Genomic DNA, 21,122 nt, shown 5'->3' with positions numbered 1-21,122 from the left:
CGTAGACGGTGCCGGCGGGCACCTGCAGGTCCAGGCCGTCCAGGGCGCGGGTCGCACCGAACGACCGGACCAGACCGTCGGCCTCGACGGCCAGCCCGCTGTTCCGGTTACTCATGATCACTGCCTTCCATCGACATCCAGGAGACGTATCGGTGCGCCGCCCAGTCCTCGCGCAGCGCCAATCCCACCAGCCGAGCTGATCCACCGCGTGCAGGCCGACCAAAACACAGCCGTACGACACGAATCCGACCGGCTTAGCCTGCCACTCGTCGTACGCGTAGTCGATCGACTCTTTCAACGAGGCCGGTAAGCAGCGGTTGTACTGGTCGGTGACCACAACCAAGGCCCCCGCCCGGCTCGCCCGCTCGGCGAACGACCGCATAGCCGCGGCCGGCTCGGCGACCCGTAGCGGTGCCATGCGCCGTTACCCCAGTGCGCTCCAGTGAGCACACTGTCGGCAGTCCCGCATTGCGGTGGGCGGCGACAAACGGACCCGGCGTGGCCCGCCGAGGTCGCACCTGCCGACATCGATCGAATGGTAGGCGATGACGGCGGTCACGCGTGGCAGGTGGCGCCGACGAGCGGACCCGGACAGACATCTGTCGCCAGGACCACCAAGTCCCCGCCGCGCCCCTAGCGTAAAGGGATGCTCGCCGACGTCGATGACCTGATCCGAGCCATGCCGAAGGTCGAACTGCACGTGCACCTGGAGGGATCGGTGCAGCCCGAAACGTTCCTGCGGTTGAGCCGCCGCAACGGGACATGGACGGGCCTCTCCGACACCGACGCGGTCGCCGAGCTGTTCAACTTCCGCGACCTGGACGCCTTTCTGCGTCTCTACAGTGAATGCGCCGCGGTGCTGCGCCGCCCCGAGGACTTCGTGCTGGTCACCGTCGAAATGGGATTACGCGCCGCCTCGCAGGGGATCCGCTATCTGGAGGTCACCTTCTCACCGCACACCCATCTGCGCGCCAACGGCATCCCCATCGACGAGCAGATCGACGCCGTGGCCGCCGGAGCGGCGAGCGTACGACGGCAGACCGGCACCCAGCTGCGCTTCATCATGGACCACGTCCGCGACTACCCCCTAGACGAGTGCTGGCGGACAGCGGAATGGTGTGTGCGGGGACGTGACCGCGGCATCGCCGGGCTGGGCCTCGGCGGGACTGAACGGGGCCGCCCGGCCTCCCTGTTCGCCCCCGCTCTCACCTGGGCGCACGAGCACGGCGTCCCGTTCGTACCGCACGCCGGTGAGGCGGCCGGTCCGGACAGCGTGTGGGACGCTCTCGCCTTCGCGCCGACCCGCATCGGCCATGGGTTCCGCGCGGCCGAGGACCCGGAACTGTTGACCGTGTTGCGCGAGCGCCAGGTGGTCCTGGAAATCTGTCCGACCAGCAACCTGCGCACCGGCACGGTTTCCACGCCGGCGTCGCATCCCCTGCGCCGCCTGATCGACGCCGGCGTCGCGGTGACCCTTGGCACCGACGACCCGGCGATGTTCCACACCGACCTGACGGCGGAGTACCGGCTTGCCGTACGCGACCTCGGCCTGACCGTCAAGGAGCTGGCGGCGGCGAATCTCGCCGGGATCGGTGCGGCGTTGCTGCCCGGCGCGGAACGCGACCGGCTCGCGGCCGAGTTCCGCGCCGAGTATCGCAAGCTGGGACTGGCGTTGCCGCCGGCTCAGACGATCTCCATCTGAGCCATCATCCCGAACGACGAGTGCTCCAGCAGATGGCAGTGGTACACGTACCGGCCGGTGTAGCCGCCGAACGTCGCCTGCAACCGGACCCACCTGCCAGGCGGGATGTCCACCGTGTCCTTGAGGCCCTCCTCGCCGGGCCGCAGCGGCTCGCCCTCGCGCTCCAGCACCCGGAACTGCACGAGGTGCAGGTGCAGGTTGTGCTCGAGGCCGCCGTACGCGGTGTCGGTGTTGGTGATCTTCCAGATCTCGGTCGTGCCGCTCTGGATCCGGGTGTCCACCCGGTCGGGGTCGAACGACCGCCCGTCGATGGCGAACTCCAGGGTCTCGTGGTTGACCCCCAGCGACACCGCCCGTTCGTGCGTGGCCGTCGGCATCGGCGGTAGCTTCCGGAGCTGGTCCGGCAGCCGGCTGGTGTCGCGCTCCCGGCGGACCACGTCGAACCGCATGACCGGGCCGCCGTGCAGGTCGGTGAGCACCAACCGGGTGCCCACCCGGAACCGGCCGAAGTCCACCACCACGTCGGCCCGCTCACCGGGCGAGAGCAGCAGGTCCGACCGCGGTACCGGCACCGGGAGCAGGCCCCCGTCCGAGGCGACCTGCACCATGTCCGCGCCCTCGAGGGAGAGCCGGAAGTACCGGTGCGTCGCGGCGTTGGCGAACCGGAGCCGATACCGCCGGGCGGCGACCGGGAAGTACGGCTGGGCGCGGCCGTTGGCGATCATGATGTTTCGGAAGGGCGCTCCGTCCGGCGCCCAGACCAAGGCGCCCTGCTCGTCGATGTGCGCGTCGCGCAGCATGATCGGAACGTCGTACTCACCCTCGGGCAGCCGCAGCGACCGTTCCCGCGGGTCGCTGATCAGATAGAAGCCGTGCAGCCCGCGGTAGACGTGCTCCGCCTCCATGTGGTGTGCGTGATCGTGGTACCACAGCGTGGCGCCGCGCTGCTCGTTCGGGTAGCGGTAGACCCGCTGAGCGCCCGGGTTCACCAGGTCGGTGGGATGCCCGTCGCTGCTGGCCGGCACGTGCCCGCCGTGCAGGTGCACCGCCGTCCCCATCTGCAGGGTGTTGTGCTGGACGACCATCACCGCCCGTCCGGCCCGCGCCTTGATGGTCGGCCCCATGAACCGGCCGTCGTATCCGAGCACCGGCGTGGTCAGACCGGGCAGGATCTGGGCGCTGCCCGCCCGCATGCTCATGTGGTAGACATCCGTGTCGTGGGTGGATCGCACCGGCCGCAGCACCGGCGGCACGGGCATCGGCGCGACGAACGGGGCGCCGGCGGGGGCGGCGCGTACGGCGCCGGGGTCGGTGGTGACGCCGTGACCGGGGTGCGGGTGCGGGGCGGGTCCCGCGCCGCCGGCCGGGCCACCGTTCGCCGCGGCCCGCTGGATCAGCGGCACTGCGGCCGACGTGCCGGCCGCGACGCCGAGTGCTAGCAGGCTTCGCCGGGATATCATCTGCCCTCCTCCATAACTCGACAAGCGTGCTCAGGCCGCGGTGGCGAGCACATCGGCGTGCACCGTTGCGGCCAACATCGGCCCGGCCACCAGAACGGTGATCGAGCCGACCCACGCTCTCCCCAGAGCCGAGCGCGGGCGGCACAGCACCAACCAGGACGACGCGATCAGCGCGGCCAACAGGCCGGTGTACAGCGCTTCCGGGGAGTCGGGGCCAAGCCAGGCCGTGGCGAACAGCAGCAGAGCCGCCGCCACGGCGCCGGTCACCGTGTACGGCGCGACGCGGCCGAGCACCGCCCTCAGGCGCATCGGCACCCGACCGCGCCCCGCCACGGCGAGCACCGGCAGGGCGGTCGCGGCCAGCAGCAGCGGCACCGTCTGGTGCGGGATCGAGAGGCCGTCCGCCAACAGGAGATAGGCCGGTACGGCCGCGGCCGCGGCGGCGGTCGCCGCCACGTCCGCGCCGTGCCCGGGCCTGGCGTGCCCAGCCGCGCCGTGCCCAGCCGTGGCCTGCTCGGTGTGGGCGCGCAGCGCGCGCCGGAGCGCGAGCAGCGCGACCAGCAGCGTCGCCGCCACGGCGAGGAGTTGCACCCCAAGGGAACCGGCGGGCGCACCCAGCTCCAGGGTGCCGTGCTGGTGTCCCATCAGCCCACCAGTTGCGGCTGCCGGATGCGGAGGCAATCGCAGCTCATCAAGGTGCGCTCCGCCTCGTTCGCGCGCAGGTGCAGGATCATCGCCACCACCATCGGGGCGAACACCACCGCGTTGTAGAACAGGTGCAGCTCCAGCCGGGGCACCACCAACTGGGCGATGCTCGTCGGCTTGGCCGCCCCCAGCAGGTACGCACCGGTCAGCGCCTGCACCAACAGCAGCAGGTGCTCGATGTGGTGCCAGGCCTGGATCCACAGGGCGGCGCTCCACCAGGTGCGGGCCCGGCCGACGAACCCATGCCGGAGCATCACCAGCCCGGCCAGCATGAGGACGGCATAGCCGTAGTGCAGCCACTCCGAGGTGACGAGCCAGGGGAACGCCAGGCCCAGCAGGCCGTTGGCCTTGGGCAGCGGCCAACCGAGCGCGTACACCTGGATCGCCTGGCTGATGTGCTCAGCCCAGTGGCCGATCACGACGGCCATGAACAGTCCGAGAGCCAGGCGGTGCCGGTTCGTGTTCAACGCGGTGTTTACGCGGCCCAGCATGATTGCCTCCGATCGATGAGGTCAGCGGTCCAGGAGGTACGCGCGCAGCACCGTCTGCTCGACGCGGTTACCGGCCGCATCGACAGCGGTGGCGCGCAGGGAGACGTGCTCCGCCCCGGCCGGGTGCCGGATCGAGGCGATGCGCTGCTCGCCGCTACCGGTGAGCCGCACCGGCTGCCAGCGCCGGCCGCCATCGAAGGACGCCTCCACCCAGAGGAACCGGAGCCGCTCGTGGGTCGCGCCGTCCTGCCACTGCACCTGCACCGGGACGTCGAACCAGCGCTTCGCGGGCGCCCGGTTGTGCAGGTCCAGTGCCGGCGTGAAGCGGACCGCGGCCAGCGGCAGCCGTACCGGCGTGTCCCCGGTGCGCCGGGACCGGAACCGCCACTGCACGGTCACGTCGGTGGACACCGCGACCGAACTGCGAGTCGCGCGAGCCACCAGGCGGTACTCCGCATCGCCGGCCGGGACCTGGAACGCTCCCGTCCCGGCCTCGCTGCTGGTGCCGATCCGCCGGCCGTTGCGGTACAGCTCCGTCGCCGCCCAGGCGGTCGCCGACCGTCCCTCCCGGCGCAGTCCCTGGTCGGTGTGCAGGGGGAGCTCGACGTCGATGGTGTCGCCAGTACGTACCGCGCGGGTCCACGACCACGGCCAGGGGCGAGGGAACGAGGGGCCGAACACCCCGACGTTCCACCGCTCGACGCCCGTTGCCCGGGGGGCGAAGAACCGTTCGCCGCTGTAGATCGTCGACTCCGGCTCCCCGGTCACCGGCCCGCCGAACTCCTCGATCGCGCTCAGCCAGGGGGTGTCGGGGATGTACAGCTCGGTGATGCTGAACGGGAGCGTGCCGGAGACCAGGTAATCTTTGCGGCCCACCCGGCCGGGCCCGGTCGACGCCAGCTCGGCGCGGATCACGGCGAGGTTGTCGTCGGGGATGTGCCGGATCGGCACGGCCGGCACTCGGTCCGGCTCGATCCACTGCAGGTGGTAGAGGTACGGGCTGCCGGCAAACCCGCCGGAGCCGTCGGGGCGGGCCAGCCGGCCAGCCACCGAATAGCTGAAGGCACCCGGCACGGCGGTGGTCCGCGACGGACGTACCAGCAGGCCGGTGAAGTCGCGGGCGTGCGCGCTGTATCCCAGCGTCCGGCCGTCGTCTGTGGTGCGCTCGAAGATCACGGCGATCTCACCTGGAACGGCGGTCGGGTTGTCCACGGTCATGCCGGTCTGCCGGCCGTCGCGGGCGTCCAATGTCACCGTCGTCGGGCCGTCCACCACCAGCGCCGGCTCACTGATCAGGGTGCGCAAGCTGCCACCCGGGCGGGCCGTGTCGATCTGGGCGTTGAGGAAGTAGGCACCGCGGGGGACCTGCACCACAGCCGTGCCGGAGGCGTCGTACGGCGCGAACGAGCCTTCCCGGGCGACGTCATCCAGGGTGGACATCCAGGCCGATGTCGGCCGTCCGTCGTGGTCGAGGACCTTGATGGTCAGCGGCACCAGGTCAGCCACGGCTGGGGGCGTGACGGCGGCGGCCGGCGCGGGGGTGCCCAGCAGCGCGGTGATGTCGAACGCCGCCGGATCGCTGCGGCCCGACCAGACCGCGGTGGCCTGGTCGGCGGGCAGCAACAGCACCCGGCCCTGCCGGTGCACCCGGGTGAACCGGACCCGTTCGCGGCCAGAGGCCGGGCGGATCACCAGGTCCCGGCCCGGTTTCGCGCCGGGGCGCACCTGCACCCGGTCGCCCGTGCCGAGGGTCAGCCACGCCCCGGCGTCCTGCGCCGGCGCGGCGGCCGGTGCGGGCCGTGCCGCCGACGCGGCGGACGGCAGAGTTGTCGAGGCGAGCACCATTGCCACCGCCGCCGCCGCGGCGACCAGTCTGCTGCGCCGTCGGATCACGGCGGACCTCCCTCAGGCAAGCATCGGAAATCCCGCCGGACCGGGCGGGCCAGTTGAGCGACCTCACCATAGGCGGCGTCACCGGCACGCTCGGCAATCCTTGCTGCGGACGGCCAGACTCGGCCACGACGTGCACCGGCGGTGCCACCGTGTGAGCATCCGACGAGTGTTCCGGGAGGTCCCATGACCAGCGATCACGCCACCGTCCAGTCCACAGTCGACTTCGAGGCGTTCTATCAGGGCGACTCCCCGGTCGAGGGCATGACCTTCGCCGCGGTGCCGTGGGACACCGGTCGTCCGCAGCCGGTCCTGATAGCCGCGGAGCGCACCGGAAGGATCACCGGCCACGTGCTCGACGCCGGCTGCGGCCTCGGCGACAACGCCGTTCACCTGGCTCGCCTCGGCTACCGGGTAACCGCCGTCGACATCGCCCCCACCGCGGTCGAGTGGGCCCGGCGCCGCGCGGGCGACCAGTCAGGTGTCGAGTTCGCGGTCGCCGACGCCACGGAACTGCCCGGTTACGACGCGAGCTTCGACTCTATTGTGGACAGCGCTCTGTTCGACGTGCTCGACCCCGCGCAGCGGGCCCGCTACGCCCGGGCGCTGTTCCGCGCCGCCCGGCCCGGCTGCCTGCTGACCATCGTCTGCTTCTCCGACGCCCTGCCGGTGGAACTGCCGGGTGTCTACCGGATCACCGAGGCGGACGCGCGGTCGGTGCTCACCGACGCGGGCTGGCAGGTGACCGACGTGCGCCGCGACCGCTACCAGGTCAACGAGTACGCCGGCGAGTTCTTCCGCACCAACAACATCCCCGTCGACCGCGGTGAGGACGACCGGCCGCTGCTGCCGGCCTGGACGATCGAGGCTCTGCGGCCGTGAGCCGGGGCCGGCCGTGAGCCGTGCCCGGCGCCGAGCGGCGCCCGGCCCGGCCCGCCGGCGGCGCCCGGGCTCGTCGCGGGCCGGGCTGGTCAGCTGCCGTACACCGCCGTCTCGATCTCGCCGGGGAACGCACCGAAGATGCCCTCCAGCGCGGTGTTGGTCAGCGCCACCACGCTCCAGCCCGCCTCCGGATCGACGAAGCACGTGGTGCCGTAGAAGCCGCCCCAGCCGAAGCTGCCGGCCGGCCGCGGCGTGCCCGCGAACGCTCCGTCCCGTACCACGGCGAATCCGAGCCCGAACCCGGTGCCCGGCCCGACCGGAAGGTCTCGCCCGGGCACCGCGTCCCGGGTCATCAGGCGTACCGCGTGCGGCGACAGGATCGGTGCTCCGCAACGGCGTACGGCCTCAAGGAACGCCAGGTAGTCGCCGGCGGTGCCGACCATCCCGAAACCGCCGGACGGGTAGGCCGCCGGATCCGCGGCCCGCCCAGGGGCCAGCCGGATCGGCCCGGCGCCAGGAAACTGAACGCGATCCTCGGCGGCCATCGGCCGCGCCGGGCGGCCCGGCTTGGCGGCGTCGGCGTACGCCGTGACCAACCGGTCGGCGGCGGCGCTGAATCCGGTGTCCCGCATGCCGAGCGGGTCGGTGACCAGCCGGGCGACCGCCGCGGGCAGGGGCTCACCGGTCACCGTTTCGATCACCGCCCCGGCGACGTCGATGCCGAGCGAATAGCACCAGCCGTCGCCGGGTGGAAACTGCAGCGGCACCCGGGCAAGCCGTTCCAGGTTCTCCCGCAGGCTCACCCCGGTGTAGTCGCCGCCATCCGAGACCCCCGCCGCCCGGTGCGGGTCGTCGTTCTCGTCGTGCAGGAACCCGTAGCTCAGTCCGGCGGTGTGGCTCAGCAGGTGGTACAGGGTGACGTCGGGCATCGCGCCATCCGGCAGGGACGGGCGGAACCAGGGAAGCACAGTGTGGACCGGTGCCCGCAGGTCGAGATCGCCACGGTCGGCCAGGGCCAGGGCGGCGGCGACGACCACCGGCTTGGTCATGCTGGCCAGACGGAACCGATGCTCCGCGGTGACGGGCGTGCCGGACTGCCGATCGGCCCAGCCGGCCAGGCGCTCGTGCACGATCTGGCCGTCCCGGGCCACGACCACCGAGCAGCCGACGATTCGTCCAGCTTCGACAGCGGAATCCACGACTCGGTCGATTCGGGCCGCGAGCCCGTTCGACGCGATGCGGCCGGTCGATCTGCGGAGCACCTCGGGCATCGCAAATGCACCTCATTCCTGTGGCAACTTCTGTCACTCAACGGAAGGATTTCTGGCATTCAAAAGATTTGCTGGCAGCGCGGCTTCGACATGTACCTTGAGAACAGTTCGCTATATGATAGCTAACCGTTGGCGGTGCGACGCAACAGCCGGAGGCGACGATGACCACGACGGCGGAGAGCCCCGTTTCCCTGACCAGTCCGATCCCCGAAACCGGCCTGGATCCGCTGGATCCACAATTCCAGCAGAATCCGTATCCCTTCTACCGCTGGCTGCTGCGCCACGACCCGGTGCACTGCGGGAGCGAGGGCACCTGGTACGTGACCCGCTACGCCGACGTGCGGCTCGTCATGTCCGACGAGCGGTTCGGCTGCGCGAGCGTACGCGACTACTGGGAGGAGATGGTCGGCCCGGGCGCGCTCCAGACGATCATGCGCGACACCATGTTCTTCGAGGACAACCCGCACCACATGCGCCTGCGCAAGCTCATCATGCCGGTGTTCTCGCCCCGCCGCATGCGCGCCATGGAACCGAGGATCGCCCACGTGGTCGACGAACTGCTCGAACCGCTGGCACGCCGCGGCCACATGGACGTGGTCAGCGATTTCGCCGCGCCGCTGGCTCTGCATTTCGTGTGCGAACTGATCGGCATTCCGCCCGAGGGCTTCGACGGCGTGCGCCGCTGGTCGATCGACATCGCGCCGACCCTGGACCTGGTGCCGACCAAGGAGGAGATCGCCCGGGGCAACCAGGCGATGCAGGAGTTCACCGACTACCTCGTCTGGCTGGTCGAGCAGCGGCGCGGCGACCGGCGCGACGACATGATCAGCGTGATGCTCGAAGAGGCCGAAAAGGACCAGAGCGGCTACGAGCGCCCGCTGATCATGAACATGATCGTCAGCACGGTGATCTCGGTGGTGTTCGCCGGCCACGACACGGTCACCAACCAGGTCAGCAACACCATGCTCGCCCTCATCGAGCACCCCGACCAGCACGAACTGCTGCGCCGGGATCCCGGCCTGATCGAGAGCGCCGTCGAGGAGTCCCTGCGGTACGACTCCTCGGTGCAGTCCAACAGCCGCCGCGTGGACGAGGATGCGGTGATCGGCGGTAGGCAGCTGAAGAAGGGCGACTTCATCGTCGCGCTGATGGGTGCCGCCAACCGCGACCCGGAGGTGTTCCAGGACCCGGACCGCTTCGACGTCACCCGTCAGGGAGTGCAGCCGATGTCGTTCGGCGCCGGCATGCGGTACTGCCTAGGTGCCGTCCTGGCCCGGCTGGAACTGCGCGCCGCCCTGGCACGCCTGATCCGGTTGGACAACCTCCGCCTGGACTGCGACCCTGCCGACCTGCGGTACCAGCGCAGCTCGATGTTCCGCAGCCTCGTCGACCTGCCGGTCACGTTCACCCCGGTGTCGGAATACCCGCCGCGTTGAGCACCCCTCGGCGGTCACTTCACTATTAGGCTGCTTTCGTTCCGCGATCGCGACGGTGAAAGAGTGAGTGGATGAATTCCAGCCAGACCTTGCGACGGGTAGCGGGAGGTCGGGAATGGGCGGGGCTGGCGGTGCTGGCCCTGCCCAGCCTGCTCGTCTCGATGGATTTGACGGTGCTCAACCTGGCGGTGCCCGGCCTCAGCGCCGCCCTCGCCCCGTCCGGCGTGCAGCTGCTGTGGATCGTGGACGTCTACGGCTTCCTGCTGGCCGGCTCCCTGATGACGATGGGTGCGCTCGGTGACCGCATCGGGCGCCGCCGCCTGCTGCTCATCGGCGCCGGCGCGTTCGCCGCCGCCTCGTTGACCGCCGCGGCGGCCGGCAGCGCGGCCGCACTGATAGCCGCCCGCGCGCTGCTCGGCCTGGCCGGCGCCACCCTGATGCCGTCCACGCTGTCGCTGATCCGCAACATGTTCGCCGACGAACGCCAGCGCACCCTCGCCATCGGGGTGTGGACGGCCGCGTTCTCCGCCGGCGGTGTCGCCGGTCCGTTGATCGGTGGCCTGCTGCTGCAGAACTTCTGGTGGGGCTCGGTGTTCCTGGCAGGCGTACCGGTGATGATCCTGGTCCTGATCCTGGTGCCGATGCTCGTCCCGGAGTACCGCAATCCGCGGCCCGGGCCGTTCGACCTGGCCGGCGCGGCGCTCTCGCTGGTCGCCGTGCTCGCCGTGATCTACGGCGTGAAGACCACCGCGGCGGAGGGACCCGGTGTCGTCGCAACCTCCGCCATCGTCCTGGGCCTGGGCGTCGGCGGCGTCTTCGTCCGGCACCAGGCTCGCGTCGCCCACCCGCTGATCAACCTCGCCCTGTTCCGCCGGCCCGCCTTCGGCATCGCCCTGGCCGCCAACCTGCTGGCCTTCTTCACCGCCTTCGGCACCCTGCTGCTGCTCGCGCAGTACCTGCAGTCGGTGCTCGGCCTGTCACCGCTCTGGGCCGGTGCGTGGACGGTGCCGTCCGCGATCGGCTTCGTCCTCGGCTGCGGCATCGGTCCCGCCCTGGCCGGCCGCGCCCGCCCGGCCACGGTGCTGGCGGGGGGTCTGCTCGTCGCCGCTGTCGGGTTCGCGCTGCTGGCCTGGGCCGGACCCGGCCGTGGCCTGGCTGCGGTGGTGGGCGGCTCCGTGATCTTCTTTCTCGGCCTCGCCCCCGTCTACATTCTGGCGACCGACCGGGTCGTTGCCACGGCCCCGGCCGAGCAGGCCGGTGCCGCCTCCGCGCTGTCCGAGACCGCCACCGAGCTCGGCTCCGCTCTCGGCATCGCCGTGCTGGGCACCATCGCCGCCAGCGTCTACGCCGCGGCCATGGCCGACGCCGCAGTGACCGGCCCGGCGGCCGAGACCGTCGGCGGCGCCGTGAGCAGCGCCCGCGCCCTTCCGGCCGGCAGCGCCGAACCGTTGCTGGCCGCCGCCCACGACGCCTTCGCCCGGGGGATGGCGTCGGCCGCCTACGTCAGCGTGGCTCTGCTGCTCGTCATGGCCGCCGTCACATGGGCCGTGCTGCGCCGCGACCCTTGATCCCGCTCCGCGACGCCAAGCCGCCCCTCGTTCACGTCATCGCCCGGCGATTACACACACCGACTCCACCGGCGCGGTGTCGCCGTAGACCACGTCGTGCAGCGTCCACCCGGCCGCTTCGAGGATCGCCGTACTGTCCTCGACCATCTGCTGGTTCTTCTCTGGGAAGGGCGGTTGGTGGAAGACGTACAGCCGGCCGCCGTCGGCCAGCGCCGTCTCGACGACGGACAGCTCCCGCGCCGGCCGTTGCCAGAAGAGGCTCACGTTGATGGCGAAGATCAGGTCGAACGACGACGGCTCCAGCGACGCCTTCGCCAGGGTGGTGGTGCGGAACTCGGCCAGCCCGGCCCCGACCGCCTCCTCGTTGCGCCGGTTCGCCGCCTCCACCATCTTGGCCGACCGGTCCAGGCCGAGCAGCCGACCCGAGTCGAGCCGCTCGCAGACGAGCGTCGCGGCGATTCCGTGTCCGCAGCCCACCTCCAGAATCCGGTCCGCCGGACGGACCGGCATCACCTCCAGGGCCCAGGTGAAGCGGTCCGCGACGGACTGTGGCATAGCGGGACTCCGATCGGTGTGGCGGCTCACCGGCCGCGCTCGACGAGCGTTGTGGTGCGGCGTGCAACGCCGATCGCGGCGGCGAACGCGGCCGGTTGCTCCTCGTTCATCGCGTGGCCGGCCCCCGCAACGGTGACGGTCATGATGCCGTGCGCGGCGAACCCGCCATGCCGGTAGCCGGACAGTTCTCCGATCAGCACCGCGCGAGGCATCGGCAGGCCGTCCAGCCGGGCCCGCAGCCCAGGCTCGCGCACCCGCGCCAGGGACCGGGAACTGCGGTGCAGGGCCAGCGGAGAGCACACCCGCACCAGCGCCGCGAAGTTGGCCGCGGCCACATCCTGCTCCGCCACCTCGTCGAGCTTGCCGAGCAGGGCCGCGTGTCCGGTGCGCACGAACTCGTCCTCGTCCAGATCCACGATGTACGGGCTGAGCATGCCACGCACCGGCCCCAGATTCGGCTCGGCCAGGATCAGTTGGGCCACCAGGTCCGGCCGGCTGCCGGCGAGCAGTACCGCGATCGAGCCCCCCATGCTGTGCCCGACCAGCACGCAGTCCCGCACCCCGAGCCCGTCCAGCAGTGCTGCCACCGTCTCGGCGTGGTCCTCCAGCGAATAGGAAAACCACTCCGGCCGGTCGCTGAACCCGGCACCGAGCAGATCGACAAGAATCGCTCGGAATCCGGCGGCGCCCGGATGCCGGGTGGTCTCCGGGAAATCCGCCGAGGAAGCGCACGCCAGGCCCGGCAGATAAACGTGCACCGGATCGTCGCCGGGCAAATCGTGAAAGCGCATCCGGGCCCGGGAACCGGGGATCGGAAAGCTCTGCATGGGTTTCCATACTAGGGCTGCGCCGGCAGCCACGCGCTGCCGGCGCGCCGAACCTGTCAGGCGTCGGCAAGCAATGCGACAGGTCTTTCCTTGCATTAACGGATCCGGCCAACTCGCCGTGTCCGTGCTCCTAGCGTACGGGAACGGACGGTGAGATCCGCCCGAGGGCTATTGCCACCCGTGTGAGGGAGTTCGCGCTATGACCACCATCGACAGCACAGCGACGGAGGGTATGCAGGCCGCCCGGACAACGTCCTACCCCTGGGCGCAGTACGGCCTTCTGCTCGTCCGGTTCGTCATCGGATTCACATTCCTGGCGCACGGCATCCAGAACCTGGTCGGCATGTTCGGGTGGGACGTGTTCCGGTTCGCCGGATACCTCGGCTCGAAGGGATACGGCCAGACCACCCTGCTCTCCTGGACCACGATGACCATCGAACTGACCAGCGGCGTTCTGCTGCTGCTCGGCCTGGTCACGCCGATCGCCGCAGCGCTCACCGCCGGCGTCATGCTCAACGCGGCGTTCATCAAGCTCAGCCACGGCTTCTTCATGCCCACCGGGTTCGAGTGGGAGCTGGCCGTGCTCGCCGGCGGCCTGGTGGTGCTGCTCGCCGGCCCCGGCCGCTACGCGCTCGACCACAAGGTCCTCGGCGCGGCGGCCACCGTCCGATTGACCCGGATCGGGCTGGGCCTGGCCGCGGCGATGCTGCTGATCTCCGTTCTCATCTTCCGCTGACCGGAGACCGGCAGCCTGAGGCGTACGGAAGGGGGTCGGACGCGGTGGCGGACTTCGATGTCCTCGCGGTGGCTCGGGACTACCTGGGCTCCCGGTCGGACCTGGGCCCGGCCGGAGCGGCCGAGCGGGCCGCCACCGCGCGCCTCGACCTCGACGCGGACTACTGCCGGGAGGTGGCCGACCGGTTCGATCGGGCGCCGGTGCTCAGCACCGACCCGGACCTGCTCGACGACTACCAACTGTTCGCCGGGGAGTGCCGCGCCCAGTACGAGGCGATCCGGGCGGCGGGCATCGAGGTCCGGCCGTGGCTGCGGTCGGGGCAGCCGTACCTCGGCTCGGCCGAACTGTTCGATCAGGTGCGGACCAGCCGGGTGCTCCACGTGCACCTCACCGTGGCCGGGCACGGGCCGTTCGCGGCCACCGGATGGCACCCGCTACGCGAGCCGTCCGGTGTGATCGTCGACGGCACGCCGCTGACGCACAACGACCTGTTCCGCGCGGCGCACGACGTGTTCGGGCACCTGCTCGGGCGCAGCGGCTTCGGCCCGGCCGGCGAGCTGCGTGCGGCCCACTGCCACCTGACGCTCTACCCGCCGCGGCTGCACCGCGTGCTGTTCGCCGAGCACGTCGCGCAGATCTGCTGGTTCTTCTATGGCCGGCACCTGCGCGACGCGGCCGGGGGGATACCGCGGCCGGGCGAGCCGGGGCACCGGCCGCCGCACGATCGCCCGTACCCACCGCAGAAGGTGTTCCCGTTCGGCACCGACCTCATTGCTCGCTTTGGCCGCATGTTCACCACCAGGGAGCCCGCATGACCATGACGCCAGACACCCGTTTGGACAGCAGCGGCGCGTGCGAGGGGGTTCGCGACGATTTTCCGATCATGCGCACCCGTTTCGGTGACCTGCCGCTGGTGTACTTCGACAACGCCGCCACCGCGCAGAAACCGCGGGCGGTGCTGGACGCGGTCACCGACTTCTACAGCACCACCAACAGCAACGTGGGCCGCGGCTACCACCGGCTCGGGCTGGCAGCCACCGAGCGCCTCGAACAGGCCCGCGAGATGGTCCGCGCGTTCATCGGTGCCCGCTCGGTCCAAGAGGTGATCTTCACCAGCGGCACCACCCACTCGGTGAACCTCGTCGCCGACGCGATCGGCCGATCGGTGCTCGGCCGCGGAGACGAGGTGGTGGTGACCGAGATGGAGCACAACAGCAACCTCCTACCATGGCGGGCGCTGTGCGAGCGGACGGGCGCCCGTCTGATCGTCGTTCCCGTCGGCCCGCACGGCAGCGTCGAGCTGGCCGACTTCGCCGCAGCCCTCGGCCCACGTACGAAGATCGCCGCGTTCGCGCACGTGTCGAACGTGCTCGGCACGGTGAATCCGGTGCGGGAGATGGCCGCTCAGGCACGCCGGCACGGCGCGCTGGTCCTGGTGGACGGCGCGCAGGCCGCGCCGCACCGCCCGGTCGACGTCACCGAGCTGGGCGTCGACTTCTACTGCTTCTCCGCCCACAAGGCCTACGGCCCGATGGGCATCGGGGTCCTGTACGGCCGGCAGGATGTGCTCGCCGAGCTGCCGCCGTACCAGGTGGGCGGCGGCACCGTGAAGGGCGTCGCTCTCAACGAACCGGTCGCGTACCTGCCCGCCCCGGCCCGGTTCGAAGCGGGCACCCCGGACGTCGCCGGGGCGATCGGCCTCGCCGCGGCCATCACCTACCTAGACGACCTGGGCTGGGACGCGATCCAGGCGCACGACGCCCGGCTGGTGCACACCGCTCTGGAGCTGCTGTCCACCCTGGAGCGGGTCCGGGTCGTCGGCGACCCGGCCCGCGATCCCGCCGGCATCGTGTCGATCGACGTGGCGGGCATCCACCCGTACGACGTGGGCGGCCACCTGGACGGCAACGGGATCGCCGTGCGCTGCGGGGTGCACTGCGCCAGCGCCTTCCTTGACAGCCTCGGCCTCCTGGGCACGGTCCGGATCTCCTTCGCCGTCTACAACACGGTGGCCGAGATCGAACGACTCTGCCAGTGCCTGGAGACGGTCAAGCCCGGCATGTGGACCCGGGAGCACCCGACGGTCCGATTCCTGTAGCAGCGCCCATCGACGAGGAGGACTGATGTCACAGACCGCCGTCGGCGCCGCCGCCGTCCGCGACGCACAGCGCGCCACCTGGGACGCCGTCGCGCCCGCCTGGCTGCGCTGGCAGCCCGTCTTCGAACAGGGCGCGCGCGTGGTCACCGAGCGGCTGCTCGACCTCGCCGGGGTCGGGCCGGGCCTGCGCGTGCTCGACCTCGGTAGCGGCGTCGGCGAGCCCGCGGTGAGTGCCGCCGGGCGCGTCGGCCCGGACGGCGAGGTGATCGGTCTCGACCTGTCCCCGGAGATGACCGCGATAGCCTGCCGGCACGCCGGGGGACCGCTGTCGTTCGTCACCGGAGACCTGGAAGACCTTGACCGGCCGCCCGCGAGCCTGGACGTGGCGTTGAGCCGGTGGGGTCTGATGTTCGTGCCGGACCGGCAGGTCGCCCTGGCCCGCCTGGCCACTCTGCTGCGTCCCGGCGGCGTGCTGGCCGCCGCGGTGTGGGGCCCGCCCCCGCAGGTGCCGATGATCAGCCTCGCCTTCCGGACGATCGCCGACGAGCTGCGGTTGCCGCCTCCGCCGCCCGGCCAACCCGGCCCGTTCGTGATGGCCGACCCGGGGGCGCTGCGCGCCGAGGTCGCCGCCGCCGGGTTCACTGACGTCATCGTCGAGGAGGTGACCGTGCCGTTCCGGCTCGCGTCGGTGGACGAGTTCGTCGCGTACTCCCGGGATGTGCTGCCCCCGATGATGCGCCGCACCATCGTCGAGCACCGGGGGACACTCGACGATCCGGCGCTGTGGACCGCCGTCCGGCAGGCGGTGCGGCCCTACGCCCGGGACGGGGCGGAGGTCGTCCTACCGTCCCGGGCCCTGTGCGTACGCGGTTTCACGGACGGCCCGGCATGAGGTTCGACACCCGGCTGGTGCACGCCGGGCAGCCCCCGACCGCCGGGTCCGCGGACCTGATTCCTCCGATCCACGTCGCCACCACCTACGACCGGTTCGGCCAGGACGAACGGCGTTACTTCTACGGCCGCGGCGAGAACCCCACCCGGGAGGCCTTCGAGGACTGCCTGGCCGCCCTCGACGGCGGCCGGCACGCCACCGCCTTCGCGTCGGGCCAGGCCGCGGCGGCCGCTGTCCTCGCGCTGCTGGCGCCCGGCCAGTATCTGGCGTGCTCCGACGACGTGTACGGCGGGACCCACGCGCTGTTCGCCGAGACCGCGCGCGCCGGCGTCCGGGTCGACCCGCTCGACCTCAGCGGGCCGGGCGGGGCCGCCGCGATCCGCGACCTGCCGGTCGACCCGGCCATGGTGTGGATCGAGTCGCCGACCAATCCCCTGCTGAAGATCACCGACCTGGCGGCCGTCGGCCGGGCGGCACACGAGCGCGGAGCGCTGGTCGTAGTCGACAACACCCTCGCCGGGCCGGCCCTGCAACAGCCCCTGGCGGCCGGCGCCGACATCGTGCTCTACAGCACCAGCAAGTCCCTCGCCGGACATCTCGATGTCATCGGCGGCGCCCTGGTGTACTCCGACTCCGCACTGCACGACAGGCTGCGCGCATACCGCACCGTGTTCGGCAACGTGCCCGGCCCGTTCGACTGCCACCTCGCCCACCGTGGGGTCAAGACGCTGGCGCTGCGGGTCGCCCGGCAGTGCGACAACGCGGCCGAGCTCGCCCGCGCCCTGCAGGCCGAACCCGCCGTCGAGCGGGTGATCTACCCCGGCCTGCCGGCGCACCCCGAGCACGAGCTGGCCGCGCGCCAGATGCAGCGGCCCGGATCGCTGCTCAGTTTCACCTACCGAGCTGACCCGGAGAAGCTGATGCGCCGGGTCCAGCTGTTCGCGCCTGCGGTCAGCCTCGGCGGGGTCCGCTCACTCATCGAGTGCCCGGCGTTGATGACGCATCGCCCCGTCCCCCGGGTCACACGCCTGCGCCTGGGCATCACAGACAACCTCATCCGCGTGTCGGCGGGCATCGAGGATCCCGCTGACCTCATCGACGATCTCCTCGCCGCGGTGCGTAGCGGCTGACCGGCCGGGCGCACGATGACTCCAGCACTGCGGATTCCCGACGGCGGACTGCTTCTTGACGGAGGGTTGGCCACCGAGTTGCAGCGCGCCGGCTGGCCGATGGCGGCGCCCTGGTGGACCAGCGACGCGCTGCGTACCGAAGGCGGGCGCCGGGCGGTGCGGCGCATCCATGAGCGGTACGTGGCCGCCGGCGCAGACGTGGTGACCGCCAACACCTTCCGCTGCAACCCGCGGGCGATGCGCGCCGCCGACGTCACCCCGGAACACCTGCGCCGGCTGATTCGGGCGGCCGTCGGCCTGGCCCGTGCGGCGGTGGGGGAGCGGGCCCTGGTCGCCGCGTCACTCGCCCCGGCCGCCGACTGCTACCGGCCCGACCTGGTGCCCGGCGACGACGACCTGCGGCGCGAACACGGATGGACGGCTCGCGAGCTCGCCGCGGCGGGCAGCGACCTTGTGCTGGCCGAGACCATGAACAGCGTCCGGGAGGCGGTGATCGCCGTGGAGGCGGCGCTGGCCACCGGCCGTCCGGTCTGGGTCAGCCTGGTCTGCGCCGGCGGGCCCCGGCTGTTGTCGGGTGAACCGCTGGGCGCCGCCGTGCGCGTCCTGTGGGAGCACGGGGCCAGCGCAGTGCTGGTCAACTGCACGACCCTGGACGACACCGAGTCCTGTTTGGAAGTGATGAGCCGGGCAGCCTGGAGGCCATTCGGCGCGTACCCTAATATCGAGAATCGTTTCGCTATACCAAAAAGGAGCGATGTCAATCAGTTCATCCCGGCCGGCATCGGCCCTGCCGCGTTCGCCCGGCGTCTCGCGACCTGGCGCACCCGGTACGGCCTCGACGTGCTGGGCGGCTGCTGCGGCACCTCACCGGAGCATCTGTCGGCGCTCCGGCGCCGGCTGGGACAAGCGGGACCGGCCCGGTCCCGGCGCGCGGACGAGGCTGTCGCGCGCCCGCGAAAGGATGACTTCGATGAGCAGAGCCAACCCGGGTGAGGTCTCCGCCGGTTCCGCCGTCCCGGCGTGGGCCGAACAGGTCACCCCGGGCACCCTGGATGACCCGATCCGGTGGCAACTGGTCCGTGATCTCTTTCCGCTGCGGTCGGATCTGGTGCACTTCGACACCGCCACGCTCGGCTCGGTGCCGGTGCCCGCGCTCGAGGAATTCGGCCGCGCCGACCGCGACTACGCGGCACGCCCGGCCGACCCCTACGAGCGGACCGCGCTGCCGGAGGTCCGGGCCGCACTGGCCCGCAACTACGGCTGCGCCGTGGACGAGATCGCCCTGGTCAACGGTGGCACCGACGCGATGAGCCGGATCCTGGGCGGCCTCGACCTCGAGCCCGGCGACGAGATCGTCACCACCACGCACGAGTGCTACACCGTCCGTTCCCCGCTCAACCTGCTGGCCAGCCGGCGCGGAGTCGTCCTGCGCGCCGTCACCCCGCGCAGCGGCCCAGGCCTGGACGCCGAGGAGATCGTGGCGACCGTGGAGCACGCCATCACCCCCCGCACCCGGGTGCTGCAGTGGGCCGGCGTCTCGCTGACCACAGGGGTCACCTTCCCTACCCGGCTGCTCGCCGAACTCGCCCACGCGCACGGCCTGATCACCGTCGTCGACGGGTCGTTGCTAGCCGGGCAGATGCCATTGAACCTGCACGAGTTGGGCGTCGACTTCGTCGGCGGCGCACTGTCCAAATACCAGTGCGGGCCGATGGGCACCGGCCTGCTCTACGCCCGCAACCGGGTGCTGCCCGACTACAACCCGACGCCGCTGCCACCGTTCTGGCCGGTCGTGTCGCTGGCCTACCCGGTCGAGGGTCAACTGCCTCCCCGCGCCCAAGGCGCCGAACCGGCGTACGACCTCGGCCTGATGCTCCAACAGAGCGACGTCGCCGACCTGTCCCGTTCCGCCGCGTTGATGCATTGCGTGCGGATGTGGGAACGGATCGGCTGGGAGAACGTGCAATGGTACGTTTTCGGGCTCAGCGCGTATCTGAAGCAACGCATCGCCGAGATCTGGGGACGCGGCGCGCTGCTCACCCCGGCCGACGACGACCGGCTGCATTCTGGCATCGTCGCGTTCGAGCCGTTCCACGGCCGGCACGAATCCGCTGGCCCCGGCAGGTATCTGGCCTTCCGGGACCGCCTGGCCGCCGATCACGGTGTCACCGTTCAGGTGACGGCCGTACCGGTCCAGGGCGTGCCCAACCCCCGGTTCGCGATCCGGCTCGCGCCGCACCTGTACAACACGCGGGGGGAGATCGACCAGGCCCTGGACGCCATGGTACTGCTGGGCGAAGAGCTCGCCAGTCCCGCAGCGGAATAGCGCGACGCAGGGATGGGCCAACATAACCAGCGGGCTCGCAGGCCGGTAGGTCCATTTCAGACGGCTGAAAGATGTCTTTCAGAAATGACGGCATCTCTTGACCGACGTCAATAGCGGTTGATACCAATAACGGGCCGATGCACATGGCCGGAGGTGTTGCCGTGCCAGCTGAATCAGTCCATGCCAGAACTGGGTCGAATAACCGGGCCGCGAAGCGGAAACTCGGCACTTCCCTTCCACTGCCGATGCGGATGGCCGACTTCGCCCGCCGCGGATTCAATCTCAACCGCCCGGAGCCACGGCTGCTGTTGGAAACCCACGCGCGCAGTTTCCTGATTGGTTTCAATCTCGCCGCGCGGCACTGGAGAGATCGCCACGACGTGCTGGCCGAGGTGCCCGTCGCCGAACGCGGATTCGCCTACGAGGGCGCGGGCATGTACGCCGCCCTGCGCGACCTGACCACCGCGGACCGGGCCGGCGCGCTGCGCGGCCTGCTCGACGGACCCGGCGCGAACTACGTTCACCTCATCCACGTCGGGGCGGGTTGGCCGCTGACCCCGGTCCGGTTGCCGCTGCGCAGGATCCCGCGGACCCCGCTGCTGCGCTGGCTGGCCCTTGACGGGGAAGGCTTCGGCGCCACGTACTTCGGCGGCCTGGCCGCTGCGCGGCGGCGCTGCGCGGCCCGCCCCGCCGCCGGCCACCCGCGGGGACGCTGGATCGCCACCCTCGCCGGTGTAGGCCGGGCCCTGTGGTTCGTCGAATGCGCCGACGTGCCGGCCATCGCCGCCGTCATCGCCGAACAGCCGGCCGCGGCGCGGCCACACCTGTGGAGCGGGATCGGGCTGGCCGCCGGATACGCCGGCGCCGCCAGCGACGACGAACTGGCCCGGCTGCTCACCGCCGCCGCCGGCTACCTCGACCATCTGCGCCAGGGCGTGACCTTCGCGGCCGGCGCCCGCATCCGGGCCGGCGCCGCGCCGGAGCACACCGAGCGGGCCTGCCGCCGCCTGCTCGGGGTGGACGCCGGGACCGCCGCGGGCTGGACCGACATCGCCGCGGAGGGCCTCACCGAGGCCCTCGACCTGGACGCCTATCTCGAATGGCGGGACCGGCTGCGCCGTCGCTTCACCGAGCGTTGACCGATCCGCACATC

19 protein-coding genes and 2 pseudogenes are annotated in these 21,122 nt (G+C 71.4%); 12 read left to right on the top strand and 9 right to left on the bottom strand.

All coding sequences use genetic code 11. The features are described 5' to 3' along the window. Positions 1 to 115: pseudogene (locus ABZ570_RS16790) on the bottom strand (daunorubicin/doxorubicin resistance ABC transporter ATP-binding protein DrrA); the annotation flags it as partial. Between the two features lie 90 nt (positions 116 to 205). Further along, a pseudogene (locus ABZ570_RS16785) lies at positions 206 to 382 on the bottom strand (NAD(P)H-dependent oxidoreductase); the annotation flags it as partial. Between the two features lie 264 nt (positions 383 to 646). Here ABZ570_RS16785 and add point away from each other — a divergent pair. Beyond that, positions 647 to 1,702 carry an adenosine deaminase gene (gene add, locus ABZ570_RS16780; RefSeq protein ID WP_358063593.1) on the top strand — a complete coding sequence of 352 codons (1,056 nt, stop codon included), beginning with the start codon at positions 647 to 649 and terminating at the stop codon, positions 1,700 to 1,702. Here the strand turns inward: add and ABZ570_RS16775 are convergent. From ABZ570_RS16775 to ABZ570_RS16760, 4 genes are read right to left on the bottom strand one after another with little or no spacing between them, the layout of a single operon-like run. Beyond that, entirely contained in the window at positions 1,684 to 3,162 is a 1,479-nt protein-coding gene (locus ABZ570_RS16775; protein ID WP_358063590.1) for a multicopper oxidase family protein, read from the bottom strand. The genes add and ABZ570_RS16775 overlap by 19 nt on opposite strands. Before the next feature lie 30 nt (positions 3,163 to 3,192). Then, positions 3,193 to 3,807: a DUF6239 family natural product biosynthesis protein gene (locus tag ABZ570_RS16770; protein ID WP_358063587.1), complete on the bottom strand. Its 615-nt coding sequence runs from the start codon at positions 3,805 to 3,807 to the stop codon at positions 3,193 to 3,195. Continuing rightward, a complete protein-coding gene (locus ABZ570_RS16765) occupies positions 3,807 to 4,358 on the bottom strand; it encodes a hypothetical protein (RefSeq protein ID WP_358063584.1) in 552 nt (183 codons plus the stop codon). Before ABZ570_RS16765 ends, ABZ570_RS16770 begins: the two co-directional genes overlap by 1 nt. Positions 4,359 to 4,379: 21 nt before the next feature. Then, on the bottom strand, positions 4,380 to 6,251 hold the full coding sequence (locus ABZ570_RS16760; protein WP_358063581.1) for a hypothetical protein: 1,872 nt from the start codon (positions 6,249 to 6,251) through the stop codon (positions 4,380 to 4,382). Between the two features lie 183 nt (positions 6,252 to 6,434). On the opposite strand from ABZ570_RS16760, the gene ABZ570_RS16755 reads away from it, so the two are divergent. Further along, positions 6,435 to 7,130, top strand: coding sequence for a class I SAM-dependent methyltransferase (locus ABZ570_RS16755; protein WP_358063578.1), 696 nt, complete (start codon positions 6,435 to 6,437; stop codon positions 7,128 to 7,130). Between the two features lie 89 nt (positions 7,131 to 7,219). On the opposite strand, the gene ABZ570_RS16750 is transcribed toward ABZ570_RS16755, so the two are convergent. Then, positions 7,220 to 8,329, bottom strand: coding sequence for a serine hydrolase domain-containing protein (locus ABZ570_RS16750; protein WP_358063575.1), 1,110 nt, complete (start codon positions 8,327 to 8,329; stop codon positions 7,220 to 7,222). Positions 8,330 to 8,562: 233 nt separating this feature from the next. On the opposite strand from ABZ570_RS16750, the gene ABZ570_RS16745 reads away from it, so the two are divergent. Then, the gene (locus tag ABZ570_RS16745; protein ID WP_358063572.1) at positions 8,563 to 9,837 is read left to right on the top strand and encodes a cytochrome P450; all 1,275 of its coding nucleotides are present in this window, start codon (positions 8,563 to 8,565) and stop codon (positions 9,835 to 9,837) included. 71 nt (positions 9,838 to 9,908) lie between these two features. Then, on the top strand, positions 9,909 to 11,405 hold the full coding sequence (locus ABZ570_RS16740; RefSeq protein ID WP_358063569.1) for an MFS transporter: 1,497 nt from the start codon (positions 9,909 to 9,911) through the stop codon (positions 11,403 to 11,405). Between the two features lie 36 nt (positions 11,406 to 11,441). On the opposite strand, the gene ABZ570_RS16735 is transcribed toward ABZ570_RS16740, so the two are convergent. After that, positions 11,442 to 11,960 carry a class I SAM-dependent methyltransferase gene (locus tag ABZ570_RS16735; protein WP_358063567.1) on the bottom strand — a complete coding sequence of 173 codons (519 nt, stop codon included), beginning with the start codon at positions 11,958 to 11,960 and terminating at the stop codon, positions 11,442 to 11,444. 26 nt (positions 11,961 to 11,986) lie between these two features. Further along, a complete protein-coding gene (locus ABZ570_RS16730) occupies positions 11,987 to 12,787 on the bottom strand; it encodes an alpha/beta fold hydrolase (RefSeq protein ID WP_358063565.1) in 801 nt (266 codons plus the stop codon). Between the two features lie 199 nt (positions 12,788 to 12,986). Here ABZ570_RS16730 and ABZ570_RS16725 point away from each other — a divergent pair, with 199 nt between their 5' ends. The 8 genes from ABZ570_RS16725 (at position 12,987) to ABZ570_RS16690 (ending at position 21,108) form a co-directional block, all read left to right on the top strand. Further along, positions 12,987 to 13,523: a DoxX family protein gene (locus ABZ570_RS16725; protein WP_358063562.1), complete on the top strand. Its 537-nt coding sequence runs from the start codon at positions 12,987 to 12,989 to the stop codon at positions 13,521 to 13,523. Positions 13,524 to 13,567: 44 nt separating this feature from the next. Further along, positions 13,568 to 14,338: a hypothetical protein gene (locus ABZ570_RS16720; RefSeq protein WP_358063559.1), complete on the top strand. Its 771-nt coding sequence runs from the start codon at positions 13,568 to 13,570 to the stop codon at positions 14,336 to 14,338. Next, a complete protein-coding gene (locus ABZ570_RS16715; RefSeq protein ID WP_358063556.1) occupies positions 14,335 to 15,621 on the top strand; it encodes a cysteine desulfurase in 1,287 nt (428 codons plus the stop codon). The genes ABZ570_RS16720 and ABZ570_RS16715 overlap by 4 nt, the downstream gene beginning before the upstream one ends. A 25-nt stretch (positions 15,622 to 15,646) precedes the next feature. Continuing rightward, complete coding sequence (locus tag ABZ570_RS16710; RefSeq protein ID WP_358063553.1) at positions 15,647 to 16,513, top strand: methyltransferase domain-containing protein; 867 nt, start codon at positions 15,647 to 15,649, stop codon at positions 16,511 to 16,513. Further along, the gene (locus tag ABZ570_RS16705; protein ID WP_358063550.1) at positions 16,510 to 17,643 is read left to right on the top strand and encodes a PLP-dependent aspartate aminotransferase family protein; all 1,134 of its coding nucleotides are present in this window, start codon (positions 16,510 to 16,512) and stop codon (positions 17,641 to 17,643) included. Before ABZ570_RS16710 ends, ABZ570_RS16705 begins: the two co-directional genes overlap by 4 nt. A gap of 15 nt (positions 17,644 to 17,658) precedes the next feature. Continuing rightward, positions 17,659 to 18,636, top strand: a complete 978-nt coding sequence (locus ABZ570_RS16700) for a homocysteine S-methyltransferase family protein (protein WP_358063547.1) — start codon at positions 17,659 to 17,661, stop codon at positions 18,634 to 18,636. Then, positions 18,614 to 19,969: an aminotransferase class V-fold PLP-dependent enzyme gene (locus ABZ570_RS16695; RefSeq protein ID WP_358063544.1), complete on the top strand. Its 1,356-nt coding sequence runs from the start codon at positions 18,614 to 18,616 to the stop codon at positions 19,967 to 19,969. Before ABZ570_RS16700 ends, ABZ570_RS16695 begins: the two co-directional genes overlap by 23 nt. A 251-nt stretch (positions 19,970 to 20,220) precedes the next feature. Then, the gene (locus ABZ570_RS16690) at positions 20,221 to 21,108 is read left to right on the top strand and encodes a DUF1702 family protein (protein ID WP_358063541.1); all 888 of its coding nucleotides are present in this window, start codon (positions 20,221 to 20,223) and stop codon (positions 21,106 to 21,108) included. Positions 21,109 to 21,122 lie beyond the last annotated feature (14 nt).

It is taken from the genome of Micromonospora sp. NPDC007271 (assembly GCF_040634005.1).
Classification (GTDB): Bacteria; Actinomycetota; Actinomycetes; order Mycobacteriales; family Micromonosporaceae; genus Micromonospora.
Note: the sequence above shows the minus strand (reverse complement) of the source record. Positions and strands in the feature narration are given on the sequence as shown.